Origin of the sequence: Nostoc sp. DedQUE05 (assembly GCF_034530955.1) — a bacterium.
Taxonomy (GTDB): domain Bacteria; phylum Cyanobacteriota; class Cyanobacteriia; order Cyanobacteriales; family Nostocaceae; genus Nostoc.
The window spans coordinates 44,478-65,045 of the sequence record NZ_JAVRCB010000032.1; the positions used below are offsets into that span (position 1 = coordinate 44,478).

Annotated in this window: 7 protein-coding genes; all 7 read right to left on the reverse strand. The window is 41.8% G+C overall.

Annotated elements, in window-relative coordinates:
• Positions 1-115: 115 nt before the first annotated feature.
• The 7 genes from RMZ42_RS22680 to RMZ42_RS22710 all read right to left on the reverse strand — a co-directional run bounded on the left by RMZ42_RS22680 (position 116) and on the right by RMZ42_RS22710 (position 20,445).
• On the reverse strand, positions 116-4,411 hold the full coding sequence (locus tag RMZ42_RS22680; RefSeq protein ID WP_322673531.1) for an amino acid adenylation domain-containing protein: 4,296 nt from the start codon (positions 4,409-4,411) through the stop codon (positions 116-118).
• Positions 4,408-7,674 carry an amino acid adenylation domain-containing protein gene (locus tag RMZ42_RS22685; RefSeq protein ID WP_322673532.1) on the reverse strand — a complete coding sequence of 1,089 codons (3,267 nt, stop codon included), beginning with the start codon at positions 7,672-7,674 and terminating at the stop codon, positions 4,408-4,410. The genes RMZ42_RS22680 and RMZ42_RS22685 overlap by 4 nt, the downstream gene beginning before the upstream one ends.
• A 66-nt stretch (positions 7,675-7,740) precedes the next feature.
• Positions 7,741-8,883, reverse strand: coding sequence for an acyltransferase (locus RMZ42_RS22690; RefSeq protein WP_322673533.1), 1,143 nt, complete (start codon positions 8,881-8,883; stop codon positions 7,741-7,743).
• A 225-nt stretch (positions 8,884-9,108) separates the two neighbouring features.
• Complete coding sequence (locus RMZ42_RS22695; protein ID WP_322673534.1) at positions 9,109-10,119, reverse strand: cupin-like domain-containing protein; 1,011 nt, start codon at positions 10,117-10,119, stop codon at positions 9,109-9,111.
• Positions 10,120-10,201: 82 nt separating this feature from the next.
• Positions 10,202-15,124 (reverse strand): aminotransferase class III-fold pyridoxal phosphate-dependent enzyme, encoded by a 4,923-nt coding sequence (locus RMZ42_RS22700; RefSeq protein ID WP_416211831.1) that lies wholly within the window; start codon positions 15,122-15,124, stop codon positions 10,202-10,204.
• 3 nt (positions 15,125-15,127) lie between these two features.
• Positions 15,128-17,155 (reverse strand): non-ribosomal peptide synthetase, encoded by a 2,028-nt coding sequence (locus tag RMZ42_RS22705; RefSeq protein ID WP_322673536.1) that lies wholly within the window; start codon positions 17,153-17,155, stop codon positions 15,128-15,130.
• A gap of 614 nt (positions 17,156-17,769) precedes the next feature.
• A complete protein-coding gene (locus RMZ42_RS22710) occupies positions 17,770-20,445 on the reverse strand; it encodes an alkaline phosphatase family protein (protein ID WP_322673537.1) in 2,676 nt (891 codons plus the stop codon).
• Positions 20,446-20,568: the final 123 nt, after the last annotated feature.

Here is a 20,568-nt window from a genome sequence, read left to right on the forward strand (position 1 = left end):
TGGCGATTGAATTTATACATAGATAGTTAAAGTTATTCCCCACAAATAAAACAACCCCATCCCGGAAGCGAGATGAGGTTGAAAGTTATAACTATTTCTGCAAATTAAATGAATTTCAGATGTCTACAATAGCTCGATCTATACAAGCCCTCATCTTTTCAGCTAGAGTTCGGGCATGGGGTTCTCTAAAAATAGAGTCGTGGTTTCCTGGGACATTTTGAATATCCAAATCTCCCAAGACCATTTCACTCCAACCCATTTTGGGGTCAACCTCCCGTTTTTCCAATGCATTGCGCTCATCTGCTCGGAATACAGTGACTCGACCTGGATAAGCTTTTAGAACGTATTCTCTAGCTGCCTGTTTATTGGCCTCTTCGATTGTTAATTTCCGGTAGTTATAAGGTACAGTCCGCCAGATTCTTAAGGAAAATTTAAAGATAAATTTTCGGAACTTCTCTTGAAGTTTATACTTCAGCCAAGAACTTTTATTTCTTATTTGCTCAAGTACGTAATTAGTCCCAAGTTTTGTCAGGTTGTCCCAATGCTGAGAAACTCGCTTTTCTAATGGCGCTTGTTTAATATAATTTGGGCCAGTGGTATCAAATAAAGCTAACAAAGCTACTTTTTGACCTTGCTTTACGAGTTGTTGAGCCATTTCCCAAGCTACTAGTCCGCCAAAGGAGGAGCCACCCAAAAAATAAGGGCCTTCAGGTTGAATAGTTTGTATTTCTTTGATGTAATGAGCCGCCATTTGTGCAAGCTTGGTAAAGGGAGCTTCTTTGCCGTTTAATCCTCGTGCTTGTAGTGCATAAAATGGCTGATTTTCACCTAAATGAAGTGATAAATCTCGGTAGTAGAGAACACTTAAACCAATTGCATGGATGCAAAACAGAGGTGGCTTAGAACCGTTGGGCTGCATTGGTACTAGTGATGACCAAGGCATCGGTTTTTCTGAGTTGATACTAGTATTACTCTCAACCTGATTATGGCTTTCTGGCAAAAACCCTTGCTGGCGAATAAAATTAGTTAATTGCTCAATGGTTGAAGATTGCAAGAGAATAGCTAAGGGCAGATTTAAACCAAATGTCTTTTCAATCTGAGAAAACAGGTGTACTGCAAGTAGTGAGTTTCCACCCAAATCAAAAAAGTTGTCTTTTATGCCAATAGGATGAATACCTAAAAGATTTTCCCAGATTTTAGTTAACTGAAGTTGTAATGGATCTTCTGCTGTGGCAAATATTTTTTCTATTTTAGAATTAGTTAGATTCAGCGCAGATAAGGCTTTGCGATTGACTTGGTTATTAGCATTCAATGGCAGAGAATCAACTATGAAAAAGGCAGAAGGCAACAAATGTTCAGGTAACTTTTGCTGGAGAAAACTCCGCAGTTGCTCACTTCCAAAAGTCTCTCCTTGTTCGGGGACAACATAAGCAACTAAACTTTTATCTCCAAGAACATCTTCTTTGGCAATCACCACAGTTTTTTGTACGCCTGGATATTGACCCAAAATTGTTTCAATTTCAGCCAACTCAATGCGAAAGCCGCGAATTTTTACCTGATTGTCTAAGCGGCCTAAAAACTCAATATTGCCGTCACTTAAGTAGCGTCCTAAATCACCAGTTCTGTAAAGGTATGCTCCAGATTCGCTGCTAAAGGGATTGGGGATAAATTTCTCAGATGTTAATTCGGGACGCTTAAAGTAGCCTTGGGTAACACCGATACTGCTGATGTAGATTTCACCAGTTACACCAATAGGGAGGAATTGCGATCGCCGATCGAGGATGTAGATTTGGGTATTGGCGATCGCTTTTCCTATGGGAATTTCTGACCGAGTGTTACTGGCTTCGGTGGCAGTTTCCGGATCGTAAACCGTGGCTGTTAAAGTTGTTTCTAGCGCTCCATAAGCATTCAGCCAGCGTACTTGCTTGCCAACTTTTTCTACCCAAGTTAGATAAGCATGGCGTGAGACTTTTTCACCACCAACCATAACTAAGCGCAAGCTGGCTGGTAAGCTTTGGGGAGACACAGATAGCTCCTTGACTAACTCATACCAAAAAGACGTGGCTAGATTAACAACAGTAATTTGTTGTTGAGCAATGAATGGGAAAAACTGCGTCGTCGATTGCATCTCCTGAGATTGGAGAATTGCAGTAGCACCAGTAATCCAAGTGGGAAAGAGTGATTCAATGAAAGTATCGCAACTGATATTAGGTATGAGTAGTAGGCGATCGCTCTGGGTCAACTCCCAAGTTTCGCTAATTGCTAAGCTGTGGCTGACAAGATTATCGTGGGTAATAGCTATACCGTTGGGTTTTCCATTGGAGCCGGACACATACATTACACAAGCGAGAGTCCGATCTGTGCCATAACTTTCTGGATTTTCAGTCACGTGTACGGCAATAACTTCCCAATCACTATCCAAACAGATAGCTTGTGCTTGATGCTCAGAGAGCTTCTTAACTAATGAGCTTTGGGTTAACACCAAAGATATTTGGGCATCTTCTAAAATGACAGTCAGACCATCTTGCCCAGATGTTGGAGCGATCGGTACGTAAGTTCCACCGACTTTCAAAATACCCAACAGCCCCACAATCATCTCCAGGGAAGGCTCTAGATAAAGACCAATGAGTACCCCCGATTCTACCCCTAAAGTTTGCAAATAGTAGGCTAGTTGATTTGCCCGGTGGTTAAGTTCCTGATAAGTTAATTGCTGATTTTTAAAACTGACTGCAATATTATTTGGAGTTCTTTTAGCTTGAGTTTCAAACCACTGATGTATACAAGTATGCTGGGGATAATCAGCTAGTTTGCTATTCCACTCAACTAACAATTGATGTTGTTCGGGTGCTGTCAACAGGGGTAATTCAGCAATCGGGCGATCGGGATTAGCAACAATACCTTCGAGTAAAGTTTTGAAGTGTCCCAACATCCGCTCTATGGTACTGGCATCAAACATCTCGGCATTGTAATCAAATACCATGCCTAGACCATTATCCTGTTCCCGCAAGACCAATGTTAAATCGTATTTGGTTTTGCCATGATAGATGTAGCCAAATAAAGAAGTGATAGTCAAATCAGGTAGTTGCACTGATGCCATGCCACGACCATTCGACCAAGGAGGATTGAGGGAGAATTTTACTTGAAACAGTGGCGAACTATTGCGACTTCGCTGTTCTGGTTTAAGTTCTTCAATTAGCTTCTCAAAGGGTAGGTCTTGATGGGTATAAGCTTCTAAACAATCCTTACGCACTCGCTCTAATAATTCTCGGAAAGTTGGATTTCCTGCAAAGTTACTCCGCAGTACAAGAGTATTAGAAAAAAATCCAATCAGCCCCTCGGTTTCAACTTGTCCTCGACCTGCACTTGCAAAGTTAATTAGTAGGTCTTCTTGTCCAGAATAACGGTAGAGCAATAGCTCGAATGCTGCCAATAGAGTCATGAACAGGGTGACACTCCATTTTTGACTCAGGTCTGTCAGGGCATGGTTCAGCGCCTTTGATAGCAGCAAGGCAGCGCGATCGCCTCGATAGGTTTGCACTCCTTGAGGACGGGGGCGATCGTAAGGTAAATCAATGATCGGTAAATTGCCTTCTAGCTTTTGCTTCCAGTAATTTACCTGTGACTCTAAAACCTCTCCCTGGAGCCATTGATATTGCCAATTGGTAAAATCAGCATACTGCACTGGTAAGGGAGTTAAAGGAGAAACCTTTCCTGCTGATAATGCTTTATAGATGGTAGTGAGGTCTTGATAGAACAGATCGGACGAAGCTCCATCACAAACTATGCAGTGCATATTCCAAATTAGCAGATGTTCGCGATCGCTCAATCGCAGCAGTAACACCCGCAAAATTGGCCCATTGGCTAAATCAAAAGGTTGATGAGCTTCTTTAGTTGCCAGTAGGTGAGCTTCCGCCTCTCGTTGTTCATCTGGTACTTGCCGCAAGTCAATTATTGGCAGTGTCAAGGAAACATCGGTGGCGATGACTTGAGTGGGTTTTCCATTCACTGCTGGAAAAGTTGTCCGCAGAACTTCATGGCGACGGACGACTTCTCTTAAACTTTTCTCTAAGACAGCAACATTCAGATTCCCCGTAAAACGCACCACAACTGGCATATTATTTGAGGAACTATCAGGTTCAAACTGATGGAGGAACCATATCCGTTGCTGACCAAAGGAAAGCGGCAAGTTGCCATTCCGTTCACAAGCGACAATTGGGGGAATCTGTGAACTGGCGGCTGTGTTAATTTGTCGGAGAAAGTTGATGATTTCGGCTTTTTGAGTTTTTAACTCGGTTAGCAATTCTGGTGTGAGACTATCTTTTGCCGCCCGATAGCGTAAGCGTTCGCCCTCTAGCCAAAGTTTGACATCGCGCTGACGTAGCTCAGATAGTAGTTCATCTAATGTTTTCATAGCTCACCTTCCTCGTAATCATCAGCTGTTTCACTCTCAGCAGCCTGAACACCTTGGGCTGCCCACCGCAGAGTTTCCACTCGTTCAGCCAAATCTGCTACCGTTGGTAATTCAAATAAATTGGACATCAAAATTTCTGCTTGCAACGCTTGGCGCATTCGAGAAATCACTTGAATTCCTAGTAGAGAATACCCACCTAATTCAAAAAAGTTGTCGTTAATCCCAACCTGCTTGACATTAAGAACTTGTGCCCAGATATCTGCAATCTGCTGTTCAATGGGAGTGCGAGGCGCTACATAATTTGCCTCCAGTTCCGGGCGGGAAGCATCAGGCTGCGGCAATGCCTTGCGATCGACTTTGCCATTGGGGGTTAACGGCATCGCTTCTAGTGCCATAAAAATCGTTGGCACCATAAAGTCAGGAAGTTGTTGTTTCAAGAATCGACGCAATTGCGAAATCACTTCCAAGCTATCTTGACCAGTTTCGGCAACAATATAACCGACTAAACTAGTCTCATTCGGAATGTCTTCTCGAACAATTACAACAGCTTCTTTTACGCCTGGATGTTGCAGGAGTGCGGTTTCAATTTCACCCAATTCTATGCGGAAACCACGCAATTTTACCTGATAGTCGATACGACCCAAGTATTCAATATGTCCATCTGGTAAATAGCGAGCTAAATCCCCAGTTTTGTATAAGCGCGATTCAGGGTTTGGGCTGAAGGGATTAGAAATAAATCTTTCAGCAGTCAGTTCGGGACGATTTAGATATCCCCTTGCTAGTCCTTCGCCACCAATATACAACTCACCTGATATACCAATGGGAACGGGTTGTAAATGGGAGTCTAAAATGTAGATTTGCGTATTAGCTAGAGGGCAACCAATGCCTATAGGTTTATTTGCCGTTGTCACCTTGTAGCCTGTTGACCAAATCGTTGTTTCTGTAGGCCCGTACAGGTTCCACAGACAAGCTCCCTTGGGTAATAATTGATTTGCGAGGTCTTTAGGTAAGGCTTCACCTGTGGAAATCATCTTGAGTTGAGGACTACCTTGCCATCCGGCTGCCAGTAGTAGCCGCCAAGTAACTGGTGTCGGTTGCATAAAGGTTGCCCCGGAGGTGGTTAGCGCTTTTAACAGTTGTGTCCCGTCAGCCGCAACTTCACGGCTTACCAATACCAACTTCGCACCTACAGACAGGGGTAGAAAAATTTCTGAAACGGCAATATCAAAGGATAGGCTAGTAACAGAGAGGAGAGTATCTTCAGCAGTTAAACCGGGTTCTTGAGCGATCGCATTCAGCAGATTAACAGCACTTTGATGTTGAATTTGAACGCCTTTCGGTTGACCTGTCGAGCCAGATGTATAGATGACGTAGGCTAAGTTATTAGCAGTGACGTTAGGTGTTGGGTTATCTAACCCGTAATCTGTGGATTGCCAGTTGCTATCAAGGCAAACAATCTTTGCGTGATGATTGGGTAGCCCCGACTTTAGCTTCTCTTGCGTTAGTAGCACTGACACCTGAGCATCTTGCAGCATGAAAGCTAAACGTTCTTGAGGATAAGCATAATCTAATGGTACGTAGGCTCCCCCGGCTTTGAGAATGCCTAAAACTCCTACAACCATTTCCAAGCTGCGATCGACACACAGACCAACCAGAACTTCTGAGCCGACTCCTAAGCTTTGGAGATAATGGGCTAGTTGATTGGCTCGCTGATTGAGTTCGCGGTAGCTAATTTGTTCATTTTCAAAAACTACAGCGATCGCATCTGGAGTCTTTTCCACTTGAGTTTCAAACAGCTGGTGAATGCAGATATCTTGGGGATAAGCTGTTTGAGTATTGTTCCATGCTGCTAATAACTGTTGCTCGACTGCTGGCAAAATTGGCAATTTAGCAATAATTTGATTAGGGTTAGCAACTATACCAAATAACAAAGTTTCAAACTCTGCCATCCGGCGGCGGATAGTATCAGCGTCAAATAAATTAGTGTTGTACTGACATTCCAGAATAAGTTCACCATGCGATTCCGTAGCATTGATAAACAGTTCAAAATTCTCGAAGGCGCGGGGATTGGAGAAAAATTCTACTTCTAAATCGATAAACGGAAGTCGATCGCTGTCTAAGGCTTGATCGACATTAAATATAATTGGTACTAAGGGAATGCGGCTGGAATCCCGTGGCAATACTAATTTTTTGACCAGACTGCCAAAGGTAAATTGTTGATGGTCATAAGCATCTAAGACAGCCGATCGCCGCGTTTGCAAGTAGTCGCTGAAAGATTTTTCGCCATTAATCTGGCTACGCAATGGTAGTAAATTTACACAGTGACCTACAAGATTATATTGCCCTAAAGCAGCTTGTCCGGCGGCTGGAATACCTACAACTAAATCGTTTTGTCCTGTTAATCGGTGCAGCCAGACCTCGAATCCTCCCAGGATCGTAGTCATAAAGCTACAACCGAGTTTTGTTCCTAGTTGTTTCAGGTTGGCAACTAATTCGGGATTTAAATGCCAATCTTCGCGGGCGGCATTAAAGGTTCTGAGTGGGGGACGGGGGCGATCGCTAGGGAAATCCAGTACAGGTACAGAGTCAGCGAATTGTTGTAACCAGTATTGTTCTGTGGCGATCGCTTCTGCACTATCCGCCTCTTCTTCCTGCAAAATCGCATATTCACTTAAGTAGTCTGGTTCTTCTAATTCAGGAACAATACCCTGTTGCAAGCCAGAATAAAATTTACCCAAATCTGGCATCAGTACTGCCCAAGACCAACCATCACAAATAATATGATGGGCTGTCAAAATAGCTAGATGCTCCTGCGGCTGCAATTTGACAATTTTTGCCCGAAATAGAGGCCCATGTTCCAAATCAAAAGGTTGCTCTACCTCTTGTCGCAAGATACTAGCTAATTTTTCCTGTTTTTGCTGTGGTTCTAGGTTAGACAGTTCAATAATAGGAATTTCAATTTGCCGAGAAGCAACAATGCAGAGTGTATTGCCATCGGTACTAAAAGTTGTCCGTAGTGCTTCATGACGTTGTACTAACTTTTCCACCGCAGATTGGAAAAGTTTGACATCAAGTTTGCCTTTTAGTCGCAGAGATTGAGACTCATTATAAGCACAATTAGCAGCATCACCCATTTGCACAGAAGCCCAAATTTCTTTTTGTGATTCTGTGGCGGGGGCGGTTAGAAGTAATTCTCCATCTGCAAATGGATCAAAATCAACCGCAGTTAATGTCGATTGGTAATCTACAGGTGATAAGGTCATAAAACTCTATTATTTTCTCAGTTTATTGAATGTGGATAAATCTAAATCTTTTTTAGATTCCTGACTTTAAATACCTTGTTTAGCTAAGATTGTAGATTTTAAATAATTACGTGCGGGGACTTCTACGTATCTATATGTCAATGATGCAGCCAATAAAACAATCATAAGAAATACTCCTAAAGATGTCAACGATTGATATTCTGTGAATTCTTTGCCAAAAACATCGTGAAATTTATAAAGCCAGAAAAATTTTAACAATTCTTGAACAAACCAATGAACCATATAAATTGAGTAAGAGATAGTGCCGATATATAGCATTAACTGGGAATTGAGAAACTTTGAAATTATACTTTTATTGTTGATAGATACAGATAAAATCAGTAGAGAAAAAGCTGGTAAAATTAGCCAATCATGAATGTTACGAGAATGATGCCAGTAGTAATGCATAATCAAAATTATCCAAGTTATAGCTATAACTGCCAGGAAATTAAGATTAAAATACTTTTGATAATTACCTCTATGATAAATTTTATAGGTTATAATACCAAGGATGCATTCTAGCCCACATCTAGCTATCGAAGGTATACCAATAATCGTATCTAAATTTCCACGGGTAAAGGTGATTAGTAGTAATATACAAAAAAGAGTAGAAATATAAATTATCAAATCGTTTTTGAATTTATTTTTTAATAAAAGTAATAATAAAAATGGAAATATACAGTAAATGAAAAACTCTACACTTATTGACCAAGCTGGCTCATTCCAATAGGTGTTACACCATAATAAAGGTAAGCACTTGAAGTCAAATGCTTGGAGAAAAAAAATATTGGAAAAAAGAGCCGTTAAGTTAAATTTACCAGTAAAAGCAGAAGTGTTTAGGAAAAGTAATTTTACAACCTCTAATCCAACAAATAGAAAAATAATAAATATATGCAGAGGATAAATTCTCGCAAAACGCGAGAATAAATATGAACGATAGTTCTTTAAACTGACTTTCAAACAAAAAGTATCGGCATAAACGTGGGTCATGATAAAACCACTCAGAATAAAGAAAAAATCAACCCATAAATATCCATTTTGAAAAAAATTAGTATAGGTTGACAAAGTTGAACCTGTTATCGGTAAACCGTAGTAAGAAAAATGGTGTACAACAACAACCAAGGCTGCAATACCGCGTAAAGAAGTGAGCGATTTGATGTGTTTATACATTGAGATTTTTGGTTTTAGTTTCTATCTATAGCAATTTTATTTAAATTGTAAATTCTTTTTTTAAATTAGATGCGTAGTTGATTTATTTTGGTTAACCGAGGATGTAAAAAGCACTTATTTCGGTATAAAAACAAGCTACGCAAAGTATCTAGAAGAAAAGATTTCACAAATGAGTTAGAATGGCTATAGAACACCAATTCATTATTCAGGCTAGTTAATAATTAGTCATTTGAGAAAATTAGATTTTTTCACAATCTTGTTGATAAATTGCTTTAACTTCCCCTCAATAGATTTTAGTTTTAATACACCAGAGCGCAGGATCATAAATTTACTTTTCGGTCGGCGATCGGATAGAAGACCCAGAGCAAAAATTTTGAGCCGATCTTTCAAAGCAGATTTATCTGGTGGAGTGGGTTTTAATCCCAGTCTGCGTAAGTAGCTGTTGACCTGATATATTCTGGCTTTGAGATCGTAAGGTCGCAGATAAAAGAGGATACTCAAAGCTACAGAAACATTATTACCATTTTTGGCCCAATGGGGTGCCAATATCGGATGATGGAGTCCCTTACCTGGTTGCAAATGATAAACAGTCGCTTTACTCTGATTCTCCTCTTTATAATTTGCTACGTTCAGGTCGCCTACATAAAATTTTTCAATTTCCTCTTCGCTCAGTACAGAACGATCGCTTTGATTGAAGAGGCTCATATCTTTCTTGCCCTGAATTTGAAACAGGAAATTCAACTCACTATCGATATGATAAGGTGTAATAGAATTTGGGGAACCAATAAAGATGTAAGCACCTAGCCACGTCATCTGCTGCCGAAGGGGTTTACCTGTAAGAGTTTCGAGTTCAGTTATAATCTGGTTGACCAAGGCAGCATATTCTGGGTCTACTTGAACATCTTCAAGCATGACCCAAGAATCCGATTCACCGATATGTGCGATCGCCTCGTTAATTTGCTTGATTCCAGGTCGCTGATTCCACTTTTGCTCAACAGGGACTTTGCTGATATAAGACTGGATTTTATTTGTTCTACCCTGACTTAGCATGGTATTTGCAAGCTCAACTAAGCGGGGGATCTCAAATAAAGGATGTCCTGCAAGGTTGTGCGAAAACATGAAGTGAGAAGAGTTGAAGTTTTCCCGGAAGTTTGAAACATCAGTTTCAATGATTTGTTCGGGAAGCTTCGGATCGGACTTAATAGAACTCGGTTCAAGTAGATTATCAACTGACATACAAAAATGGATGAGTATTTACTATTTGCAAAAATTACTAACGCTTACTACACTTTCTATGCACTTGATTTTTTAAAGTACTTCAGGAAACACTTGCGACTTGTAAATATTTCCCAGGACGCTCAATATCGGGAATATACCAGGCTGGATTTCCTTGAGGATCTCGTCCTAATTTGGCATCAGGTTGCGGAGGACGATTACGTAAACTGTTATTGGTTTCGCGGTTTGTTACTTCTATAGGCGGTGCAGACAAGAAGCCAGCAGACTGCATTTCGGCAATACTTTCTTTAAAGGCTGCCATTACGCAAGCCAGATCGGCTTCGGAATGGGCTGTTGTCAAGAAGCAAGGACGGTGATCCCAAGTATGCACTCCCTTATCCCGCAACAAGTAAAACAGTAAATCTCCGTAGGGAAACTCTGGTAAAGACTTCACCATGAACAGGGAGCCGAAATTATAAGCTGTAAACGGAGCCTGAACTTGCTGGAAATAACCCATGAGTTCCGCTACAAACTTATCGGTTCTGGCATTTAGATTTTGCTGCAAGCTGGGGCCACTCTGTTTTAAATGTTGAAGTACTGCTTTGGCGGCTGCTAGTGCTAAAGGATGGCGGACGAAAGTGCCGGCGAAGTAAGTCACGCCTACTTCTGGAACGGAGTCATCGCCAAACTGCCAAAAGCCACCATCTAAAGCATCCATATATTGTGATTTGCCAGCAATGACTCCAATTGGTAGCCCACCGCCCACAATCTTACCGTAGGTCGCTATGTCCGCCTTGATACCGAAATGTGCTTGAGCGCCACCTGGATGAATTCTGAATCCGGTAACGATTTCATCAAAAATCAGGGCAATACCAGCTTCTTCCGTGAAATCACGCAATTGCTGAAGGAATTCTTTAGGCTGGTATTCAGGACGACGGCTTTGCACAGATTCCACCATCACTGCTGCTAACTCATCAGCCCGACTTCTGAGGATTTCTAGAGACTCAGGCGAATCATAGTCCACCACCAAAATGTTCTCTACCATTTCCGGTGGGATACCAGGAGCAGCAGGAATTGACCGGAGTTTCTTTGTACCTCGAACAATTACTTCATCCAAAATACCGTGATAAGCTCCAGAAAATATGGCAATCAAGTTACGTCCTGTGATGGTGCGTGCCATCCGCATCGCTCCTAGAACCGCTTCCGAACCTGTGTTGCAAAAAGCTGCTCGGTCAAAGTTGGTCAACTCACACATCAGCTTTGCCACTTCTCCAACTAAGGGAGTTTGCGGCCCAATTTCCATACCGAGTTTCAGTTGTGCTTCAATTGCTTCAGTAATGAAAGGTGGCGACCAACCAAACAAATTCAAGCCAAAGCCATTGCTTAAATCGACATATTCATTGCCATCAACATCCCAAAGTTTAGAACCTGAAGAACGAGACGCCACGATGGGGTAAACCATCTCTTTCATCGTCGGGTTAAACCCGGAAACAGTTCTTGGGTCTGCCAGATAAGGGCGATGAGTTTGAGTATATTCTTTGGATTTTTGAGTCCGTTTTGTATATCTTTGGATAATTTTATCTAGATGAGTGCGTTGTTGGGCTGTCAAAGTTTTAGTCTGGGTCTTTTCAATTCGAGCAGCCGCACCAAATGCCTTTTTAGCACCATTTGACTCTGTTTCTACTGATGCTGATTCTTTGCTGGTTTGGGTTGAGGGGACAGATACAGCATTTTGTGGCTTGACACCATTATTTTGAGATATCGCCGCAGGTACAACTGGGACTGTTACAGATTGACTGCTATTCCCCAATAGCGCCAATTGCTGGCTCATAATTTGTAGCTGCTGATTAATCACACTTTCTAGGATGCTACTAGATGCAGCAGGTTGTAGGGAAATCTTAGGTGCAGATCCATTCGATCCATTTGTATGAACTTCATGAACTACCAAAGTGCTTGTAGGTGTAGGTTCTGACAAGGGTACTTCTGGAACGATATCTGCAACGGTTTCTGTTAATCCTAATGCGGATAAAGTTTCGGGAGACAAGGCTGAATTGATAAAGTCAGCCAGTGTTCCTAAATTGGGGTAAATTTCTAGTAACTGCCTAAGTGTGACTTTGACTTGAAATTTTTTCTTTAACGCTAGCCCGACTTGTGTCAGAGATAAGGAATCTAATCCCATTTCTAAAAATGTTATCGAGTCGTCAACACTAGCAATTTCCAATCCTGAAGTTTCTTCGATAATTTGTTTGAGCAGAGGAATAAGTTTTTGCTGAGGAGATGTTGTCATAATTTGGGTCTTTTCTAATAATTGAGGATTTAAAAGTTTGGGAGTTGCTGCACGATTGCGATGAGGTGGAGGATCGATCCAGAAGCGTTGGCGTTCAAAGGGATAAGTAGGTAGAGGAATTCGTTGTCGCGTTTCCCTTTGATAGAAGTTGCTCCAGTCAATAGATACTCCTGCTAACCACAGTTGTCCTACTGCTTTGAGTAATGCCGTCCATTCGGCTTCGTTTTCGGCGTTATCACCTAAAGAAGGAATCGCAATCTGTTGTTTAATATCTTTTGCTTGTTGGCGGGCTAAGGTCGTAGTTGTGATTCGCGGCCCCACCTCTAACAGTAGGCGTTCTGGCTGCTGCCATAGAGTTTGTACGCCCTCTGCAAATCGCACAGTCTGACGTAGATGTGTAGCCCAATACATCGGATCGGTTGCTTGCTGGGTTGTAATCCAGTCGGCGGTAACTGTGGATACAAAGGGAATTTGGGGTGGCGATAATTTAACTTTCCTAACTACCTCAGCAAAAGGGGCTATGATGCTATCCATCATTGGGGAGTGGAAAGCGTGGGAAGTGTGTAAATGGCGACAGATAACTTCTTCGCTTTCTAATTGTTTTTGAAGAGATGCGATCGCCTCTGTGGGGCCAGAAACTACACACAGAGAAGGGCCATTAATTGCAGCGATCGCTAGTTCTGCACTCAATCGCGGCTCTACCTCTTTGGCTGGTAAGCGCACTGAGAGCATAGCTCCTGCCGGTAACTCCCACATTAAGCGACCGCGAGTTGCAACCAACATCAGCGCATCTTCTAAGGTGAATACACCTGCAATACAGGCGGCGACAAATTCGCCAATACTGTGACCAATCATGGCTTGGGGCTTGACTCCCCAACTTTGCCATAGTTGCGCTAAAGCGTATTCAATGACGAATAGTGCTGGTTGGGTAAAGCAGGTTTGTCGCAATGAGATAGCCGCAGTTTCGCGCTCGCTCGGTGCTGGATAGATGATTTCTCGTAAATCCTTGCCCAACAAAGGCTTAAGCATTTCAGCACATTCATCTACAGCTTCCTGGAATACAGGTTCGTGGTTGTAGAGATTCAGTCCCATGTTCACATATTGCGATCCTTGTCCGGGGAACATGAAGACAACGGCTGGATTGCGGATTTCTGTATGACGGGTATTTACTTGATTTGAATCTAAAGATTGCAGGGCTGCGATCGCATCTGTGATATCGTGACAAACTATACTACGTCGGTAATTAAAAGCTTTGCGCCCGCGCTGTAAAGTATAAGCTACATCAGCTAAGTTAATTTCGGCATTATATTGTAAATGTTGCTGCAAATTTGCTGTTGCAGCCTCTAAAGCTTGACTAGTTTTTGCCGAGAGCAACAATAGCTGTTGTGGGCGAGAAAATCCTGAACTTTGGATTTGTGGCGCTTCTTCTAGCACGATATGAGCATTAGTCCCACCGACACCAAAAGAACTCACGCCGGCTCGTCGCAAAGTTTCACCCTCCGACCATTCAGCTAGTTTGGTATTTACATAGAAGGGGCTGTTGGCAAGGTCAATTTTGGGATTGGGAGCCTCAAAATTTAGACTTGGTGGGATCTTTTTATAATGCAGGGCAAGAGCGGTTTTAATTAACCCTGCTACTCCAGCCGCTGCAACTAAATGTCCGACATTGCTTTTAAGAGAACCGATCGCACAAAATTGTTTAGCATCTGTATGTACCCGAAATGCTTGCGTCAGCGCTTCAATTTCAATCGGATCGCCTAAAGGTGTAGCTGTGCCGTGAGCTTCAATATAAGAGATGGTTTCTGGGTGAAAGTTAGCGTAAGCTTGCGCCATTGCAATGGCCTCTGCTTGTCCGTCTACGCTGGGAGCGGTAAAGCTCACCTTATCAGCGCCGTCATTATTGATACCAGAACCTCGAATTACGGCATAGATGCGATCGCCATCATGGAGTGCATCTTCTAAACGCTTGAGGACAACTACTCCTGCGCCATTATTGAACATTGTGCCCTGAGCGTTGGCATCAAAGGGACGACAATGCCCATCTCCAGAGAGCATACTGCCTTCTTGTGCCACATAACCGCTGTTTTGGGGTGTAGTCATAGATACACCACCAGACAAAGCCAAATCGCACTGATAGCTGGTTAAGGCTTGACAAGCCTGAATGACTGCTACCAAAGAAGTGGAACAGGCTGTATTGACGCTAACGGCTGGGCCTTTGAGGTTGAGTTTGTAAGCCGCACGGGTGGTTAAAAAGTCTTTTTCATTGGCTAACATCGTTTGGAACTCACCGATGCGATCGACAATTTCCATGCGACCAGCAATATGGTTAGCAAAATAAGTATTTTGACCACAACCAGCGTATAAACCAATCAAACCCTCAAAAGACTCTGATTCATAACCAGCATTTTCTAGGGCTTCATAAACCAACTCTAGGAATACTCTAGCCTGTGGGTCCATAACCACAGCTTCCAGTGGATTAATGCCAAAAAAAGCGGCATCAAAGGTTTCGCCCCCAGGAATTATCCCTCTAGCTTTTACATAGCTAGGATCTTTGCAAAGGTTCGGATCGATACTAGGATCTAATTCTTCATCTTCAAAGAAAGTCGTTGATTCTAATCCCTCGCACAGATTGCGCCAAAATTCATCGACATTTCCAGCGCCAGGAAATCTTCCTACCATGCCAATAATGGCAACACCATCACTAGGATCTTGGTTATCGGATGCTTGCATATTTACCATTGCTTAAACACCTTGTTGATGATTACGGCGACGAGCACGAGCTGCTTGTTGGCGTTGGGCACGATTTTGCAGCTTGTCAGAAGACGGTTGGCTGTTCTGGTTTGAATCCAAATAGTTTGCTAAAGAGCCAATTGTTGAATACTGAAATAGCTTTACAGCAGGTAGTTCAATACCAAGTTCCTGTTTTATTCGCGCAGCAACTTGGAGAATTGAGATTGAAGTTGCTCCCAAATCAAAGAAATTATCATCAATCCCAACGCGATCGATTTTGAGCAGTTCGGATAAAATACCTGCAAGCAGACGTTCTAAATCGCTTTGCGGAGCAATGTACGCTTGTTCGAGTTGCGGACGTTCTCTACTTGGTGCTGGCAATTTATGTCTATCTACTTTGCCATTTGCAGTCAAAGGGAGTGATTCTAACATCACAAATGCCGATGGCACCATGTAATTAGGTAGTCGCTGTTGCAAGAAATCACGTAATTTATTGTGCGTGTATCCACTGTTATAGTGAGGAACAATATAAGCCGTTAACTGTTTTTCAACTGCTTCATCCTGACGAGCTAAAACAACAATTTCCCGAACATCAGGATGTTGTGCAATTTCTCGCTCAATTTCCCCTAGTTCAATTCGGAAACCACGAATTTTTACCTGATTGTCAATCCGACCTAAAAACTCGATATTTCCATCTGGAAGATAACGAGCTAAATCTCCAGTTTTGTAAAGGCGCGTTGCTAAATTGTTATCAAATGAGTGAGAAATGAATTTTTCGGCAGTTAGGTCTGGGCGATTTAAATAGCCTCTAGCTAATCCATCACCACAAATGTACAATTCACCAGCTTCTCCAATTGATACTGATTGGAGGTTTTTATCTAATATATAAACTTGGGTGTTAGCAATTGGACGACCAATAGGAATCGAAACATCTGGTTGTAGTGGGGCTGTTATCGGATGGCAGCAGGTAAAAGTTGTATTCTCAGTTGGCCCATAACCATTAATTAGTTGACAGTTCTCTACTGTTTGGAGAAACTTCTGCACATGGGGAACAGATAAGACATCACCACCTGCTAAAAGTTGACGTAAGGATTTTAAAGCATCAATTTTTTCATCTACTATCAGGTGAAATAAACCGGCAGTCAGCCAAAGAGTAGTAACTTGGTATTGCTGAATAATCTGCCCTAATTCTTCTAAAGATGGTGTATTAGGAGGGTAAATTACTAGTCGCCCACCATTAAGTAAACAACCCCAAATTTCAAAAGTGGAAGCATCGAAGGAAATAGGAGCAAGTTGCAGAATTACTTCTTCAGGTGTGAGTTGAGCATAATTAGTTTCTTTGACTAACCTAACTACACCACGATGGATAACGCTAACACCTTTGGGTGTACCTGTAGAACCTGATGTATACATAACATAAGCCAAGTTATCAGCAGTGACACTAGTGCTTAAGTTATCTTTGCTATTTTGGGCGATTGTATTCCAATCTGCATCTAGGCAAATTACAAATGCTGTGTGAGTAGGTAATTTGGTAACTAGTTCTTTTTGAGTTAGTAGTACAGATACCTGAGTATCTGACAGCATAAAAGCTAAACGTTCTTGTGGGTACCCTGGATCTAATGGTACATAAGCTCCACCTGCTTTCAGGATAGCTAAGAGTGCTATAACCATTTCTAAGGAGCGCTCTATACAGATTCCTACAAGAATTTCTGTTCCTACTCCTAGCGATCGTAGATGTTTTGCTAATTGATTAGCACGATTATTCAAATCTCTATAAGTAAGATGCTGATTATTAAAAATTAGTGCTACAGCATCAGGTGTTTTCTCTACTTGTGCTTCAAACAACTTATGAATAGACGCTTGTTGAGGATAATCAGTTTGAGTATGATTCCACTCTATTAGTAGGTTATTTTCAGATTCTTTCAAAATAGATAATGTTAAATTATCTCGTTCTAAGTTATTTTCTGATGATAAAGGTTGACCATTGGTCATCAGTAATTCATTTTTATGTTGATCCAATGAATTAGTTATTTTTTTCATTTTTAACTGAAATCAAAAATATTTATATCAATGAGTAACAAAGAATTAGGTGTATTTAAATTTAAAATGGGATGTTTGTTTTCCGTATTTAGATAAACAGATAAAATCAAAATTTGAAAAGCGTTTTTATATGTTTGAATCTTAGTGTTTTTACGTAGAATTTATGGTGACATTGTTAGCTTTAAATTTATATTAAAAGACTAATTTGACAAAAAATTATGCCGCAATACTACAATATTTGTGTGAAAGGGCACTGACTCTAAGATTTATTTCTCTCATTCTGACCTATTTCCTCCAAATCGCAGTTATTTCCAGTACATCTTCATTGAAAATTAAAACTTTAGGGATGTTTGCAATGGGAATATTAACTGTACGCAGGCTTATTTTGAGATAACAAGAAGAATTAATACCTTGAGGAACAAAGAATACTGCGATTTTAGCAACTGATAAGTAATGTAAACTCTTCGAGGTAGGTTGGACCCCAGCGAAACGAAAATAGGGTGAGCATTACAATACCCACCCCACAATAACCAACTATTTGCTGTAGTCTATGTAATTGAAAACCGCTGTTTTAACTGATAGTTATTTCTGCCGTGCTGCACTAGGCCAACAGACTAAGCCACAACACTAGCAGAGAAAACGAAGTCATTTGCACTCAGATTAGTTGAGGTAATTTGTAGTAATGAAGCCAACTCTGTATTTCCGAGTTTTACGATAGTGTCAGCACCCTGTTGCAATAGGGTTAGAGCACTAAACTGAGTGACACCAATTCCGCCCAGCCCGATTTTATCAATACCGATCGCAAAATCAGCCACGATGTTCTTATTAGATGGCAGACTGGCGTTAGCAATCCAGAATTGGTCAGCACCAGCACCACCAGTAAGGCTATTACTACCCTTTTGGCCAGCAAATAGCACATCATCACTATCACCACCAAATAGTGAATCATTTACACTGGAGAATAATTTGTCATCTCCAGAGCCACCATAGAGACGGTTATTGCTACCATTACTGGTGAGGGTGTCGTTACCTGAGCCACCGAAGGATAATTGACGAGTACCTTCAACTACTGTGATAGTGTCAGCACCTGCGCCTCCAAACAAATTATTATTACCACTTGCTTCGACTACGGTAAATTCATCATTACCATTGCCACCATCAGTACTAGTATTGTTAGCAGGGCTATTTGCGCCAATTGAGACTCGATCGTTACCATCCCCAGTGGACACAGAGGAGTTACTACCAACTACTACCGTGTCATCACCCTTTCCAGTTAGAATTTTGTTACCTTTAATACCCTCTACAAAGTCTGCACCGTCACCTGTAAATAAGGTTTGATTTGGCTTAAGGGTGACATCATCGCTACTGGTAGAACCAAATTGAAGGTCTAGTGTTGTTAGTCCAACAGTGCGACCATCAAACCCTGCGGCTGTAAAGTAATGAGTATTGCCTACACTTTGAGAATCTAGAATTGTTGCTTGACCATTAGTAGTTTCTTCTGAAGTCAAGACTTCTTTCCTGGAGGGAACTGTATCCGGGCCTCCCACCAATGCTTCTGTAATGGCACGACCTTTCAAATCGCCATTACTGGGAATATTTAACCCCAGAATCCGAGCAAGTGTAGGCGTTACATCAGCATTACTGACAGGTGCATAGTCCACATAACCTTGTTTAAAGTCAGGGCCAATAGCCTCCATATTATTGAAAGTATCACCTCGACCAAAGCTGCCATGCATCCCCTGCCCTTGCTGCAAAGTTGTATCAGCAATTTCTACCTGAGCTTGAGGGTTGTTTGGGTTATTTGGGTCGCTGCTAAAGCTTTTGAAGTTGATAACTATAGATGGAACCGGTGTTTTAGCATCACCTTTTAGCCAGATCGCACTCAGTGGTAAAGCACCTGGAATAGTTCCATAAGCATCGTCTACAAAAATACCACTGATGTAGTCCTTTTGCGAGAGCAAATTCACTACCTGTTTGGCTAAATCAGCATTGCCATTGGGCAGATAAATCAAGTCTGAACCACCGTTAGCAGCTACAACTATCTTTGTACCTGGGTCAAGTTGGCCATTAATTACTTCACCTGTTCCACCAATTACACCATTCCCAGAAATAGGACGTTGACCTTTTGTGGCATCAACAGTTGCATACTGGATCTTGTTGAGGTCTGGGGGGAGAGTTGTAGGGTTAGGATCGTATAAGGGTAGACCGAGATCGTGAGCCAAATCAATCGCCACAAAGCCTGCTGGGAGAAATCCCGGATTTACGCCTGCATAAGTTTGGGTGGCAGCATAACTTGTAGTTTTTGTCCCTTGGCTATCAATAGCTTGTTTGCTGATGGTAGAAAAACCGTGGTCGGAAGTAACAAAGACATCAGTAGTCTTGTCCAAGCCTGTGCTTTTGAGATAGTCAAGAAGTTGCTTTAAATTATCATCAGCGTTTTTCACCCCAGCTTTGGAAGTAGGGCCATTGATACCTGGTGTCAAGGTATTTAAACTATCACCCTGGTTGTGTTGACTACCATCGGGATCTCTTGACCAGTAAACCAATGCGAATGGTTTACCATCTTCTTGAAACTTAGGTAAAATTACTTTGGTAGTGGCATCTGCAAAGTATTGTTGTTGAGCCACATTGGCATTCAGGGTGCCAGGAGTTGTGTTGGTACCAGCTGGTTGGACTCGCGTTGTCGGTTTTACATCTAAACCAGCAGCTTGTAACCGACTAACAATATCTGGATCGAGTGGAACACCAGAAGGTGAACCAACAGGTGTAGTCGGCGGTGTCGCACCATTTGTAGTGTCATCAATAATAATTGTATCAGGAGTAGGAATAGTACCTGTAGTACCACCTTCTCGGTTAACTTGGGTAACATCTTGGATCGCAACAGGCCCTAATTTACCAACTGCTGCTGTGTTGAAACCCTGCGATCGCGCATAAGCTAAGAGTGACTCTTCATCTAAAAAGTTGTTACCGGGAAATTTTTCATCGATATCTCCCAGAACTGCATCATTTTCGATAAATGGGGTGACACTACCATTGGCATTAGCACTAGGAAAACCAGTGTAAATAGTGTTGCTAAAGTCACCTGTATCACCAAGATAATGTCCCGTGGCGATCGCAGAAGCATTAGGCGTGGTAAATGTCGGAAAGATCGAATGACTATTGGCAAAAGTAACTCCCTGCTGACGAATGCTATATAAAGTCGGGGTATCAATAGGGTTTACAGAACCGTTACGCAATCCATCTGCAACAAAAATAATGACATTTCTACCGTTGCCATTTGTATCAGTCATGCCAACTACTCCTTAAGTATTATGAGCTACGAGCGATGCCTACGACTGGCTATCTCTACGCAGCAATTGTGTGTTTATAGACTGAGTGATTAATAACACTCAACCCAAGCAAAAAATTTTTAG

Coding starts and splice junctions, on each gene's coding strand:
- RMZ42_RS22680 (WP_322673531.1), bottom strand. CDS start 4,411: ATGAAAACATTAGATGAACTACTATCTGAGCTACGTCAGCGCGATGTC.
- RMZ42_RS22685 (WP_322673532.1), bottom strand. CDS start 7,674: ATGACCTTATCACCTGTAGATTACCAATCGACATTAACTGCGGTTGAT.
- RMZ42_RS22690 (WP_322673533.1), bottom strand. CDS start 8,883: ATGTATAAACACATCAAATCGCTCACTTCTTTACGCGGTATTGCAGCC.
- RMZ42_RS22695 (WP_322673534.1), bottom strand. CDS start 10,119: ATGTCAGTTGATAATCTACTTGAACCGAGTTCTATTAAGTCCGATCCG.
- RMZ42_RS22700 (WP_416211831.1), bottom strand. CDS start 15,124: ATGGTAAATATGCAAGCATCCGATAACCAAGATCCTAGTGATGGTGTT.
- RMZ42_RS22705 (WP_322673536.1), bottom strand. CDS start 17,155: ATGAAAAAAATAACTAATTCATTGGATCAACATAAAAATGAATTACTG.
- RMZ42_RS22710 (WP_322673537.1), bottom strand. CDS start 20,445: ATGACTGATACAAATGGCAACGGTAGAAATGTCATTATTTTTGTTGCA.